At 44.0% G+C, this 11,969-nt stretch carries 15 protein-coding genes; 8 read left to right on the forward strand and 7 right to left on the reverse strand.

What is annotated here, in order from left to right; genetic code table 11:
- The first annotated feature begins 145 nt into the window (after positions 1-145).
- Positions 146-943 (forward strand): DUF3108 domain-containing protein, encoded by a 798-nt coding sequence (locus PKF022_RS05000; protein ID WP_281776052.1) that lies wholly within the window; start codon positions 146-148, stop codon positions 941-943.
- A gap of 2 nt (positions 944-945) precedes the next feature.
- Here the strand turns inward: PKF022_RS05000 and PKF022_RS05005 are convergent, their stop codons facing one another.
- The 6 genes from PKF022_RS05005 to mltG all read right to left on the reverse strand — a co-directional run bounded on the left by PKF022_RS05005 (position 946) and on the right by mltG (position 5,914).
- Complete coding sequence (locus tag PKF022_RS05005) at positions 946-1,503, reverse strand: ion channel (protein WP_281776053.1); 558 nt, start codon at positions 1,501-1,503, stop codon at positions 946-948.
- Positions 1,504-1,573: 70 nt separating this feature from the next.
- On the reverse strand, positions 1,574-2,281 hold the full coding sequence (locus PKF022_RS05010; protein WP_281776054.1) for an ankyrin repeat domain-containing protein: 708 nt from the start codon (positions 2,279-2,281) through the stop codon (positions 1,574-1,576).
- The gene (locus PKF022_RS05015; protein WP_281776055.1) at positions 2,278-3,069 is read right to left on the reverse strand and encodes a TatD family hydrolase; all 792 of its coding nucleotides are present in this window, start codon (positions 3,067-3,069) and stop codon (positions 2,278-2,280) included. The genes PKF022_RS05010 and PKF022_RS05015 overlap by 4 nt, the downstream gene beginning before the upstream one ends.
- 30 nt (positions 3,070-3,099) lie before the next feature.
- Positions 3,100-4,221, reverse strand: a complete 1,122-nt coding sequence (locus PKF022_RS05020) for a DNA polymerase III subunit delta' (protein ID WP_281776056.1) — start codon at positions 4,219-4,221, stop codon at positions 3,100-3,102.
- A complete protein-coding gene (gene tmk, locus PKF022_RS05025) occupies positions 4,218-4,859 on the reverse strand; it encodes a dTMP kinase (RefSeq protein WP_281776057.1) in 642 nt (213 codons plus the stop codon). Before tmk ends, PKF022_RS05020 begins: the two co-directional genes overlap by 4 nt.
- 8 nt (positions 4,860-4,867) lie before the next feature.
- Positions 4,868-5,914 (reverse strand): endolytic transglycosylase MltG, encoded by a 1,047-nt coding sequence (mltG, locus tag PKF022_RS05030; RefSeq protein ID WP_281776058.1) that lies wholly within the window; start codon positions 5,912-5,914, stop codon positions 4,868-4,870.
- 20 nt (positions 5,915-5,934) lie between these two features.
- On the opposite strand from mltG, the gene PKF022_RS05035 reads away from it, so the two are divergent.
- Together PKF022_RS05035 and PKF022_RS05040 are read left to right on the forward strand one after the other, a co-directional pair.
- On the forward strand, positions 5,935-6,942 hold the full coding sequence (locus tag PKF022_RS05035) for a folate-binding protein (protein ID WP_281776059.1): 1,008 nt from the start codon (positions 5,935-5,937) through the stop codon (positions 6,940-6,942).
- An 8-nt stretch (positions 6,943-6,950) separates the two neighbouring features.
- Positions 6,951-7,808: an NRDE family protein gene (locus PKF022_RS05040; RefSeq protein WP_281776060.1), complete on the forward strand. Its 858-nt coding sequence runs from the start codon at positions 6,951-6,953 to the stop codon at positions 7,806-7,808.
- Positions 7,809-7,810: 2 nt separating this feature from the next.
- Here PKF022_RS05040 and PKF022_RS05045 read toward each other — a convergent pair whose 3' ends face one another.
- Entirely contained in the window at positions 7,811-8,293 is a 483-nt protein-coding gene (locus PKF022_RS05045) for a PaaI family thioesterase (RefSeq protein WP_216231835.1), read from the reverse strand.
- Positions 8,294-8,348: 55 nt separating this feature from the next.
- Here PKF022_RS05045 and PKF022_RS05050 point away from each other — a divergent pair, with 55 nt between their 5' ends.
- From PKF022_RS05050 to PKF022_RS05070, 5 genes are read left to right on the forward strand one after another with little or no spacing between them, the layout of a single operon-like run.
- Positions 8,349-9,815 (forward strand): protein adenylyltransferase SelO, encoded by a 1,467-nt coding sequence (locus PKF022_RS05050; protein WP_281776061.1) that lies wholly within the window; start codon positions 8,349-8,351, stop codon positions 9,813-9,815.
- A 32-nt stretch (positions 9,816-9,847) separates the two neighbouring features.
- Complete coding sequence (msrB, locus tag PKF022_RS05055; RefSeq protein WP_216231837.1) at positions 9,848-10,261, forward strand: peptide-methionine (R)-S-oxide reductase MsrB; 414 nt, start codon at positions 9,848-9,850, stop codon at positions 10,259-10,261.
- A gap of 23 nt (positions 10,262-10,284) precedes the next feature.
- A complete protein-coding gene (locus PKF022_RS05060; protein WP_281776062.1) occupies positions 10,285-10,833 on the forward strand; it encodes a septation protein A in 549 nt (182 codons plus the stop codon).
- Positions 10,830-11,114 carry a BolA family protein gene (locus PKF022_RS05065; protein WP_281776063.1) on the forward strand — a complete coding sequence of 95 codons (285 nt, stop codon included), beginning with the start codon at positions 10,830-10,832 and terminating at the stop codon, positions 11,112-11,114. The genes PKF022_RS05060 and PKF022_RS05065 overlap by 4 nt, the downstream gene beginning before the upstream one ends.
- A gap of 46 nt (positions 11,115-11,160) precedes the next feature.
- The gene (locus PKF022_RS05070) at positions 11,161-11,955 is read left to right on the forward strand and encodes a peptidylprolyl isomerase (RefSeq protein WP_281776064.1); all 795 of its coding nucleotides are present in this window, start codon (positions 11,161-11,163) and stop codon (positions 11,953-11,955) included.
- The last annotated feature ends 14 nt before the right edge of the window (positions 11,956-11,969 follow it).

Raw genomic sequence — 11,969 nt, forward strand, 5'->3', positions numbered from 1 at the left:
TTTTGCTGCTTTACTACTTTCAGTGGTTGGGCATCTCCTATTATTTTTTGGCCTTCCTTTTTTTTCATTTAATGAGCTGCCACCAATTGCTGAAGATCTCATCATCAGGACTGAGTTAAAAGCGGAACCGCCTAAGAAAATCCAGATGACTAAGTCTGCTAAAAAGGTAGCTGACAAACAGACCTCATCATCAAATGCGCAGACAGGGGTCAAGTCTGACGGGGCTGGAGCAAACGGCGCTATAGGAGATCAATCTGGGGCGGCATTCAAATTACCGGAATCTGGGATTATTTATTACGATGCTTATGTCGATGGCCAGCAGTATCAAACCGGAGAAATTGACTGGATTGTCGACGGCAATAGCTATCGTCTCTATATCAATATTCCCTATGCTTTTGTCGGCCCTTTTGTATTTGAATCACGCGGCTCGGTAGACGCCTATGGGATTGCTCCCAGTATTTATTGGTCGCAACGCGGAACAAGAACACCGCGCTACTCTCGATTTGATCGAAATGAAAAAGGGGAAGGGCAGATGTTCTTTTCTGAAAAACCTGAATACACGCCCGCAATATTACCTGGCACTCAAGATCGCTTTAGCCTAATTTTCCAGCTAGCTTCGCTGTTAAATGGCAATAGCAAAATGGATGAGGCTGGCACAATACGCAGCATTCCGGTGGTTGACTACAACACCCTGGAGATGTGGAACTTTAAAAGCTATGGAGAAAATGTCTCTGAAGACATTCCAAGCATGGGTAAAACGATCAATCGTCACTATGCCTTGATGCAGCTTGAGAGTAGCCCTTACAAGCGTCAAGTTGATATTTGGCTTGCGAAGGACTTGGATTGGCTGCCTGGCCGCATACGCTCTCTAGAGTCAAATGGTAGGGTGCTTGAACTTGTTTTCAAGCAAAAGAACCCTGTGCCTAAAGCAATTCAGCCCTGAAACTAGAACCCTGACCCAGATTTTGGATTTTGATTAGACCGTCCTAGTAATGCACCCATCATGGAATATAAAGCAGCCCCAGACATGGAGACTGCAAAAATTCCCGAAAAAGAAATGATGATCGGCAGGATTCTCCAGTGCTCAGAAAGCGTGTAATCACCATATCCAACGGTTGTATACATTTCGCCAGCAAAGTAAAAAGTCTGAGGATTAGTGGCAAATACCTTGAGCGCCACACAGATATATGCCCAGGCAATAATTTCGATGAAGTGGCTCGCAATAATCAAAAGAATAGCCACGAAGTATGAAAAAAAGTTTGCGCCGTAAATTTTCTTGTTTTCTAACTTGTGATCAATCCAGTGGAATGCTCCTGCGATCATCAGAACGGCAACACCATGCAGCGTTAACATTAAACATGCTAGTAACAGCACAACCCAGATCTGACTATTGCCCATATCAGTATTGATCTCTGAAAAAAGAGTGGTGAAGCTGGGCAGATCGGCATTCTGGAAAAGATCCAAGATAGGGAGTTTATGGTCGTGGAGGAAGTTGATTGCCATTTGGGGTCTGTAGCGAATATTACAAAAATATCTTATTTGACATAATAATGATTATACGCAGATATGTGTATTATGGCTTAGGCTGTGTAAGGGCCTTTGGGTATACATAAGGCTGCTTATAAAGCTTTAACCAACGTGAACTTAGGCCTTCTGCAATCCATGGCTTCTCGTAGATGACGGCTATATCAATTGCAGTAAAGCCTTGAGAATTCTTTAATCTCAAATCTGCACCCTTAGACAAAAGCAGGTTAATCAGATCTTCATTGCCGGCTTGAACTGCCATCATCAATGGCGTGTTATCACCAACACTTAATGCATCAATTGTGGCTCCTTTGGCAATGAGATATTTGGCTACATCTAATTGACCTCTGGCGCAGGCGTAATGCAACGGCGTCCAGCCAATATGGTTTATCTGTGCATTTCTTTGCTCAACCAAGGCCTTTACCACGGGCAGATTGCCGTCAATAGAAGCAATCATTAAGGGCGTCTCACCAAACTTATTGGAGAGATCAACGTCAGTAGTTTTATTGGCCAGCAACAGGGCAATCACATCATCAGATTTGTCTCTAATCGCTATATTTAGCATAGGGTCGCCCTTAGAGTCGGTTGTATTGGGGCTGACACCTTTAGCAAGCAGGCTTTTCACTGTTGCCACATCGTTAAACTTAGCTGCCTTAGTAAAGTCTAGAATTTGCGTCTCTGTTTGGGCAAAAGATGATGTACAAATAGCTGCAGAAATGGTCATAAAAGCAGCAAATAATTTAAACTTAAATCTCATCTTAATTCTCTATCTATCTGAAAACATTCATAAAAATTGCTAGAGGTTTGGCGCGCTAATTCTTCAATAGAAACCCCCTTCAAGTCAGCAATAAATTCACCTACCTTAGATACCCAGGCAGGTTCATTGGTCTTGCCGCGATATGGAATTGGGGCTAAGTATGGTGAATCTGTCTCAATCAACATTCGATCCAAAGGTACTTGTTTGCAAGTCTCTTGCAGTTCCTTGGCGCTCTTAAAGGTCACAATTCCGGAGAAGGAGATGAAAAACCCCATCTCCATAGCCGCCTTCGCCACGTCATAGGATTCCGTAAAACAGTGCATAACCCCGCCAATGTTCTGAGCGCCCTCCTCTTTAAGGATTTTGATGGTGTCTTCAGAAGCTGAGCGTGTATGAATGATTAGGGGCTTCTTGGAGGCTATAGATGCCCTAATATGAGTTCTGAAGCGCTCTCGCTGCCATTCCATGGATTCATAACTACGATCGCCCATACGGTAGTAATCAAGACCTGTTTCACCAATAGCGACAATTTTGGAATGCTTTTGGGCGGTATCAACTAGAAACTCAAGGCTTGGTTCGGGCGTATCTTCGTAATCTGGGTGAACGCCTACTGAGGCATAAAGATTTGGATGATCCTGTGCTAATTTCAATACATTGGGGAAATCTGGCAAATCTACTGAAATGCATAAAGCATGACTGACCTTGGCCGCCTGCATATTAGCAAGAACCTCGGGCAATCTCATTTGAAATTCTGGGAAATCGAGGTGGCAATGTGAGTCTATGAACATGACTCGTATTTTAGTCTGCCTGCGAGTTGTTTATGGCCCAAATATCTGCTGATATTGTGAAAGTAGCCCCTCTAATTGAATTCTGGTGGCAAGAGGGTGATTTTCATGTCGACGAGCCTGTACTAGAGATTTCCAAAATTGATGCAACTTTTGAATATTCGCTAATTTAGATAATCCTTCTAGTGAAGATAAATGTTTGGGGTAATAACGTGGATGTCCACCTTGGGCCACTGCTTGTAAATCCGAGACCCATCGCTGCATGCTTGCCAAAAGAAATCCGTATTGAGCCTTATGTGTTTTCTCAGCCGTTTCAAGCCAGTTGATTCTGACTCCTTGAGCCATCGATTGAAGTAAAAAACGCGATGCCTGAATGGCTATCGTTAGCTCATCCTTTTCATCTTTATTGTGCCTAGCAATTAGCGAGCTGAGAACAGAAAAAGGTGCCCCACCCTGCTCGTCATAGATGCTCTCAATATCAGCATCACTAGCCTTTAACCCCGTAATTTCATTTGCTTGAGCCTTTAGCCAAGCAATACCTTCCTCGCGATTGGGGCGTGGAGCCGTTAAGAGGCGACAACGAGAGCGAATCGTCGGCAATACACGATCAACTCGATCAGCCAGTAATATGAAAATAGTATTTGCTGGCGGCTCTTCTAAAGATTTCAGCAATGTATTAGCAGAATCTGACCGTAGCATCTCTAATGGGTAGATCAAGATCACGCGATTCCCGCCACGGTGAGAGCCAATAGCCAGATTTTCTATTGCACTTCGAGTTTCCTCAATGGAGATATTCCTCTTTTCTTTTTTCTCACTTGATTCGCTTTCATCGTCGCGCACGGCCTTCCCTTTTTTCGGGGACTCATCACTATCGTAATCAGCATGAGGCATTAGCTTGCGGTGAGTCTCCGGCACAAGGGAAATAAAATCGGGATGATTGCCGGTGTCGAACCAATGGCAAGCTTCGCATTGATTGCAAGGCTTTGCAGATCCATTAGTGGTCTCACAAAGCAATGCTTTGGCCAGCTCAATTGAAAAGGCGAATTTGCCAATACCGGATTGACCATGTAGCAATATCGCATTGGGAAACTGTCCAAAGTCCAAGCCCTCCCAAAGAGGTTGAAGCCAAGGCGCTATTTGAGTCTTTTGTCTCACTGAACCACAATCTGAATTTGTTTTAAGCCATCCCAGATGGCTTCAGGTGTTTGTGTAGCGTCTACCAAATGAAAGCGTTTGGGATCTTCCTTTGCCCGACGTAAGTATTCTTGGCGAACTCTTTCGAAAAAGGATAAGTCCATCTTTTCGAATTTATCTGGTGCCCTCACTTTTGAGCGGCGTGATTCAGCGATTTCACCAGGCAAGTCAAATAGGATGGTTAAGTTAGGCTGCAAAAGAGAGCCATCAACCCTACCCTGAACCCAGCGCTCTAAATCATTCAATTTAGTTAAGCTCAAACCGCGACCTCCGCCTTGGTAGGCAAAGCTCGCATCAGTAAAGCGATCCGAGATCACTATCTTACCGGCGGCGAGCGCTGGCTCGATAATTTGAGCAATGTGCTCACGACGTGCCGCAAACATGAGCAATGCTTCCGTTTCAAGATTCATGGGAGCATCAAGCAACAAGTTACGAAGCTGTTCACCAAGGGCTGTGCCCCCAGGTTCACGAGTCATAACCACTTCTTTATTGGGATAGCGTTCTTGCATCAGATTGCGAAAAGCATCGACATGCGTACTTTTACCTGCCCCATCAATTCCCTCAAAGCTGATAAAAAATCCTGTGTGTGCTGATGTCATATAAAAAATTAGTTTGCGCTAGTTTTAGATGTAATTTTGCGTTGATATTGATCTACCGCTGCTTCATGCTCTTTTAGGGATTGTGAAAAATGGCTACTACCATCGCCTTTAGCAACAAAGAATAAAGCATTACTTTTAGCTGGATGTGCGGCTGCCATGATTGATTCTTTACTTGGCATGGCTATAGGGGTTGGCGGTAAACCTTTATGCATATAGGTATTGTAGGCAGTGTCTTTGCGCAAATCTGCTTTCCGTAAATTTCCGTCAAATTTAGGCCCTATTCCATAGATTACCGTCGGATCCGTCTGGAGTGGCATACCTTTGTTTAGGCGATTGATAAAAACAGTCGACACCATAGCTCTATCGCTCTGACGCCCAGTTTCCTTTTCAACTATGGATGCCAGTATCAAAAGATCATAAGACGTTTTAAGCGGTAATCCCTCGGCTCTTTGGTCCCAAATTTGGGCTAGTTGCTTTTGCATTGCTTGTGCCGCTCTCCGATAAATATTCAGGTCAAGCTCATCCGGGTCAAAAACGTAAGTATCGGGTAGAAATAATCCCTCATCACTTGGATAGTTGAGATTTAAAAGCTGTAGCAACTCTTTATTGCCAATTCCCTTGGTTCTGTGAACGATTGATGGGTGAGAATTCATCAACGCCCTCAACTGCCAGATAGTCATGCCTGGAATGATGGCAATACTTTCTCTGACACGATCTCCGCGAGCCATTTGTAAAAGTACTTTTCCAAGACTGGCACCATTGGGGAATAAATATGTCCCTGGCTTTAATTTTGAGCCAATAAATAAACTTCTTGCAGCAATATGTAAAGCAATGGGGTTAGCAGTCAAACCTTGGGTGCTGAACTGGGCAGCAATGCTTGTTAGGCCAGAATTTGGGTTGATTTTGACCTTATAGACTAAGCCATCTGCACCATTTGATTGATTTGGTACAACTGGAAGTAAAAAAATGACGCCATAAAGTAAGCACAAGAGAGCCGCAGCTACTGCAAGCCACCTTTTTAAAAAAAAGACCTTCTTCTGAATTTTTCTGCTCATCGGGCTATGATAAAAGGGTCATGACAAATAACACTCAAAATCAGCAAAATTGGCTTAATAACCATTCATCTCTACCCTCCATTCTTCCTGATTGGGGTTGTATTCAAATTGAGGGTGCTGATGCTGCAGGCTTTTTGCAAAATCAATTAACAAATTCTGTTTTGGGGCTCAATCGCACCCTGCCAGGATCCAAGGCTTATGGTTTCTCAGGAGCTCGTCTCGTTGGCTACTGTAGCCCAAAAGGTCGATTATTGGCGAGCGCTTGGCTTGGCTTATTCCCATCCACTAATGAATCTGAAGACCGCTTTGCCCTATTTATCTCAAAAGATATCGCGGCAAGTACAGCGAAACGATTATCAATGTATGTGTTGCGTTCAAAAGTGAAGGTGACAGATCTTTCTGCGAGTTGGTCAGTAGCAGGACTTTATGGAACTGATCAAGCTATCAGTAGCTACCAAACTTCCGAACAGTCTATTGCCTTAAGGATGCCCGATGTATTAGTTGGATCTCAATCAATTGCACGCCTTTTGTTAGCGTTTCCAAATCAATCCCCTATCGAAACTCAAAACTCTGTAACAGCATTAAATATCTGGAACGAGCTTGAGGTGCTAAGTGCCATTCCTCGAATTGTTGCAGCAACACAAGAGCAATTTGTGCCGCAGATGATTAATTTTGAATCCGTTGCTGGCGTGGATTTTAAAAAAGGATGTTATCCAGGTCAGGAAATAGTAGCCCGCAGTCAATATCGCGGCGCCATCAAGCGAAGACTTCAACTGGCCAATGTAATTGGTTCTGAGTTAGATCAAAATCTCATCATGCCAGGCACCGAAATTTTTCATAGCAAGGATTCGGATCAGCCAGCTGGAATGGTTGTTTTATCCTCCCAAGATCACTCAGATCCAGCGCGTACTACTCTTCAAATTGAGTGCAAGCTCGAGGCTCTTGAAAATGGGGAGATTCACTTGGGTAACCCTACTGGACCTGTGTTACAAATAGATTCATTGCCATACCCTTTAATTGAAATTTAACGCCTTTTATGTGCCTCATTCTTTTCGCATGGAACTCCCATCCAGACTACTCTCTGGTGGTTGCAGCCAATCGCGATGAATTTTATGAGCGCGATACCGAAGGAGTCTCTTGGTGGTCAGAACATCCACATGTTTTGGCCGGCAGAGATCGCGCTGATGTTTTGGGAAGTCCTGGTACATGGTTAGGATTTACTAAAACTGGAAAATTTGCGGCCTTGACTAACGTAAGAGCGCCGAGCGAAAAAAATCCAGATGCAAGAACGCGTGGCGAGCTATCTTTGATGTATCTCACCAGCAAAGATCGCCCAACACAATTTATTCAAAGTCATTCAAAACGCTTTACACAATACAACGGCTTTAATTTGCTGATGGCCGATCTTAGTGATCCAGCTAATGGAGAAATGCATTGGGTTAGCAATCGAATGATGTTGGGTCAAAGTATTCGCCCCCGCAAGGTATTTCCCCAACAACCCCTAGAGCCAGGCGTCTATGGACTCTCCAATGCGATGTTGGACACCCCTTGGCCCAAAGTAAACCACCGCGTAGCTGCCTTTGCTCAAGCCTTGGCTATGGATCAAGGGCAACTTAAAAATGCAGATCAATATCTAAAATTGCTCGCAGATAGTCATCATGCAAGCGATCATGAGCTGCCGAATACGGGTGTAAGCAAAGAATGGGAGAAGGCGCTCTCCTCTGCTTTTATTAAAACCCCTGCCTACGGTACACGTTCCAGTACGGTTCTAAGGGTTCGTAAAGATGGGCATTTTGAATTGGTTGAACGTCGCTTTGATGTATCCGGAACCGTTGGCCACGATGTTGTAACAGGTGCCCTTAGTTCATCATCAGACTCTAATTTATCTGTCTAATATTATTCGACGCGACCATCGTCATTCACTACACGAATTCCGTCAGCATTTTTAGTAGCTAAGCGCTTCAGGTACTTAAAGGTCCCGGTCGACATGCAGCAAATCTCACCCTGATCATTAAATAGCTTTGCTTCGCAAAAAGCCATGGTTGCAGTCCTTCGGACGGTATCAGCCTTGACCCTGAGTACTCCAGTTGCGGCCTGCATAAAATTATTTTTCATTTCAATAGTCACGACACTTCTGTCGCTGGGGTCACCCGATCTTGCTGCAACTGCCATGGCAACATCCATGAGTGTCAATAAGACGCCGCCATGAGCCACTTCCCAAGTATTGTTGTGCTCAGGTTTCAGAGCTAGCAAAATCTCCCCCTTACCCATTTCTGCACTTAAGCAACGTACGCCAAGAAGCTTTAAAAAAGGGACATTCAATTCCTCGCCTAAATTGGCTAGTTGGGTTTGTGGATTTATTTGAACTTGTTTATTCATGGAATAATTTTAGAGCCATGTACGTGTTTTGGTAAATCCCCCTAGAATAGGACTCATGGCCTTTACCTTCAGCGGCGATGATGTTTGCCAAGCGACCCAACCCACTCCCTTGCCCGAACCCTATTGGGTTGCATTTTCGCCTTCCTCTGCTAAGTTAATCGGTATTGAGCTGGATAAAAACCAGCTACCTACTGATACGACTTGGTTGGCAGTTTTATCTGGAAATCAATTAAGTACAGGAACCCACCAGTTTCCTAACCCAATTGCAACAGCCTATAGCGGCCATCAATTTGGCGTTTGGGCTGGACAACTGGGGGACGGACGTGCAATTTTATTGGGTGATATAGCAGGGCAAGAATTACAGCTGAAAGGTGCTGGCATTACTCGGTTTTCACGAATGGGGGATGGGAGAGCGGTACTACGTTCTTCCATTAGAGAGTTTCTCTGCAGCGAAGCAATGCATGCATTAGGCATTCCCACTACTCGAGCATTATCGATTATTGGTTCTGACTTGCCGATTAGAAGGGAAACCCTGGAAACCGCCGCAGTCTGCGCAAGGCTCGCGCCTAGCTTTATGAGGGTTGGTCATTTTGAACACTTCGCTTCATTGGATGATGTGGGGCGTCTGAAGGAATTTGCCGATTACTTAATTCAGAACCATTACCCAGAGTCTCAAAATACAGAGAATCCTTACTTAAGCCTTTTTAAAGAAATTTGTTCTCGTAATGCAAATCTTGTGGCGCAATGGCAGTCAGTTGGCTTCTGTCATGGTGTTCTCAATAGTGACAACATCAGCGTACTTGGCTTAACAATAGATTACGGGCCATTTGGGTTCTTGGATCAATTTCAAATCGATCATATTTGCAACCATAGCGATCAAGGCGGACGATATGCCTATCATCGCCAGCCTCAGATCATGCATTGGAATATGGCTTGCCTTGCCAGCGCGATGATTCCATTGCTAGCAAATGATTCAGGGAAAGAAAAAGCGCAAGAACAACTGCGCGGCGCTCTTGAGCAATTTCCAGTGGTGTACGCACATAAATGGCAATCCCTCTTTAGGAAAAAGCTAGGCCTTTTCACTGTTCAAGAGGGAGATATCCCCCTCATCGAAAGACTATTGCAGGCAATGCATGATTCAAAAGTAGACTTCACGAGTTTCTTTAGAAATCTTGGCAAGCTACAGGTCAATTCAGCTATTTCTAAAAATCCATTGCGTGATGAGTTTTTGGATAGAGAGTCTATCGATCGCTGGTTTGTCGATTACGCAGAGCGATTGCAGCTGGAATCAAGCTCTGACATTGCGCGCCAGAAAGAAATGGATCGAATTAATCCTAAATATGTATTGCGAAATCACTTGGCACAATCTGCAATTGAAATGGCTCAGAATAAAGATTTCTCTGAAGTCATCAAGCTTCTAAAAATTTTGAGCCATCCTTATGAAGAGCAAGATGAGTATCACTCATACTCATTAGCGCCACCCCCAAATGCCCAATCAGTTGAAGTTAGCTGTTCATCCTAGAGCATAAGAAAACTGATATATCAGGAGTCAACATGAAAAAAACAGATCAAGAATATAAACAAGCGCTCAGCGACATTGAGTATCGCGTTACACGTGAAGCTGCAACTGAACGACCATTTACCGGTAAGTATTGGGATCACTGGGATCAGGGCCGGTATAAGTGCATCTGCTGCGACACCCCCCTCTTTCTATCTGAAACAAAATTTGACGCTGGTTGCGGTTGGCCCAGCTATAACGCCCCTGAAGTTCCATCATCAATCAAAGAAATTCGCGACACGACCCATGGAATGATTCGCACTGAGGTCCGTTGCGCTCATTGCGATGCTCATTTAGGTCACGTATTTGAAGACGGGCCTATGCCTACGGGGTTGCGTTATTGCATCAATTCAGCTTCCTTGAGCTTTGAGCCTAGCTCTAACGCGACACCCGTAAAGTCAGGTGAATAGTTAAATAGCTGGATAATCGACCAATGAAATTCTTATTCGACCTCTTCCCCATAATTCTGTTTTTTGTGGCCTTTAAATTCGGTGATATTTATACGGCCACTATTGTTGCGATGGTAGCGACTATTGTTCAGATTCTTTGGGTCTATTACCGCCATCGCAAAATTGATGCCATGCAATGGATCAGCCTGGTGATGATCATCGTCTTTGGCAGCTTAACGATCTTTTTGCACGACAAGACTTTTATTCAGCTTAAGCCCACTGCTCTTTACTGGCTATTTTCCGGAGCACTTTTTATTAGTGCACAGTTTTTTCAAAGGAATTGGATACAGGTGCTGATGGGCAAACAGGTAACACTGAAAGAAAAAAGTGCCCATTCTGTTTGGCATCGTCTAAATATGGCCTGGGCTACCTTCTTTTTTGCAATGGGCGCTCTTAATTTGTATATTGCCTTTGAGTATTCTGAGGAAACCTGGGTTAACTTTAAATTGTTTGGTAGTACTGGCTTGTTAGTGGTTTTTGTTATCCTTCAGGGCCTGTGGCTTGCTAAACATATAGTGCAACCTAACGAATGAATATCAATCAACAACGTATTGCAGTCTTTGACGATGATCTTCGCAGAGCCTTTCAAGTTCAGTCTCTCAAGATTGAGGATGAAAGCCACCTTCATGCTGGACATGCTGGTGCTGCAAGCGGTGGTGGACACTTTAAGCTGGAAATTGTCGCCCCGGAGTTTAAGGGTTTAAACCTAGTGGCTCGGCACAGGGCTATTTATGCCGCTCTAAATCAACACATTCCCAAGGAAATTCATGCTTTAACCATTTCCGCCTTGGCTCCTGATGAGGTTCTTGACTGAGCCTACCTTAAAATAGCTCCATTCTTCATTCAATTCCTTAAATACCATGTTCAATAAACGTCAATTATTCTCAATCAGCCTTCTCGGAGCACTCTTTCTTGCAGGTAATGCTAGTGCACAAAATGCAGTCATCGTGAATGGCAAATCGATCCCAAAAGCGCAGCTTGATAAGCTGGTTCAACGCTCAGGCCAACCAGATAATCCTCAAGTACGCGACCAAGCACGTGAGATGCTTGTAACTCGTGAACTTATTTTGCAAGAAGCGGATAAACGTGGCGTCCTTCAAAAAGAAATCGTTCGTGAACAGCTTGAGCAGGCGCGCATGGGCGTATTGGTATCCGCAGTATTTGAAGACTTTATCGAAAAAGAAGGTGTGGCCGATACCGAGCTGAAAGCTGCTTACGATTCAGTCAAGGCGCAATACACTGGCAAGGAATATCACGTTGAGCACATCCTTGTTGAAAAAGAATCAGATGCAAAAGCAATCATTGCGCAACTAAAAGCTGGCGCAAATTTTGAAGATATCGCCAAGGCAAAGTCATTAGATCCCGGCTCTGCCAAGAATGGTGGTGATCTAGGCTGGGTAAGCGATAAAGCCTTGGTTCCAGAATTTTCTAAAGCAATGGTTCAGCTAAAGAATGGCCAAATTACAGATAAGCCCGTTAAATCTCAATTTGGATGGCACGTTATTAAGATGATTGATTCACGTGATGTAAAAGCACCAAGTATGGATGAATTAAAGGATCAATTAAAGCAAATGATCATGTCAGATAAGAACTGGCAGAAGGCTAAGTTCGCGGAGTTGATGCAAAAACTGCGTACTAAAGCAAAGATTCAATAAAGTAGTCTTAAGGT

Origin of the sequence: Polynucleobacter sp. KF022 (genome assembly GCF_027924105.1) — a bacterium.
Taxonomy (GTDB): domain Bacteria; phylum Pseudomonadota; class Gammaproteobacteria; order Burkholderiales; family Burkholderiaceae; genus Polynucleobacter.

Excerpts from the sequence above, each read along its gene's own strand:
- PKF022_RS05000 (WP_281776052.1), top strand. The coding sequence starts at position 146 with ATGACTAAGTCTGCTAAAAAGGTAGCTGACAAACAGACCTCATCATCA.
- PKF022_RS05005 (WP_281776053.1), bottom strand. The coding sequence starts at position 1,503 with ATGGCAATCAACTTCCTCCACGACCATAAACTCCCTATCTTGGATCTT.
- PKF022_RS05010 (WP_281776054.1), bottom strand. The coding sequence starts at position 2,281 with ATGAGATTTAAGTTTAAATTATTTGCTGCTTTTATGACCATTTCTGCA.
- PKF022_RS05015 (WP_281776055.1), bottom strand. The coding sequence starts at position 3,069 with ATGTTCATAGACTCACATTGCCACCTCGATTTCCCAGAATTTCAAATG.
- tmk (WP_281776057.1), bottom strand. The coding sequence starts at position 4,859 with ATGACATCAGCACACACAGGATTTTTTATCAGCTTTGAGGGAATTGAT.
- mltG (WP_281776058.1), bottom strand. The coding sequence starts at position 5,914 with ATGAGCAGAAAAATTCAGAAGAAGGTCTTTTTTTTAAAAAGGTGGCTT.
- PKF022_RS05035 (WP_281776059.1), top strand. The coding sequence starts at position 5,935 with ATGACAAATAACACTCAAAATCAGCAAAATTGGCTTAATAACCATTCA.
- PKF022_RS05040 (WP_281776060.1), top strand. The coding sequence starts at position 6,951 with ATGTGCCTCATTCTTTTCGCATGGAACTCCCATCCAGACTACTCTCTG.
- PKF022_RS05045 (WP_216231835.1), bottom strand. The coding sequence starts at position 8,293 with ATGAATAAACAAGTTCAAATAAATCCACAAACCCAACTAGCCAATTTA.
- PKF022_RS05050 (WP_281776061.1), top strand. The coding sequence starts at position 8,349 with ATGGCCTTTACCTTCAGCGGCGATGATGTTTGCCAAGCGACCCAACCC.
- msrB (WP_216231837.1), top strand. The coding sequence starts at position 9,848 with ATGAAAAAAACAGATCAAGAATATAAACAAGCGCTCAGCGACATTGAG.
- PKF022_RS05060 (WP_281776062.1), top strand. The coding sequence starts at position 10,285 with ATGAAATTCTTATTCGACCTCTTCCCCATAATTCTGTTTTTTGTGGCC.
- PKF022_RS05065 (WP_281776063.1), top strand. The coding sequence starts at position 10,830 with ATGAATATCAATCAACAACGTATTGCAGTCTTTGACGATGATCTTCGC.
- PKF022_RS05070 (WP_281776064.1), top strand. The coding sequence starts at position 11,161 with ATGTTCAATAAACGTCAATTATTCTCAATCAGCCTTCTCGGAGCACTC.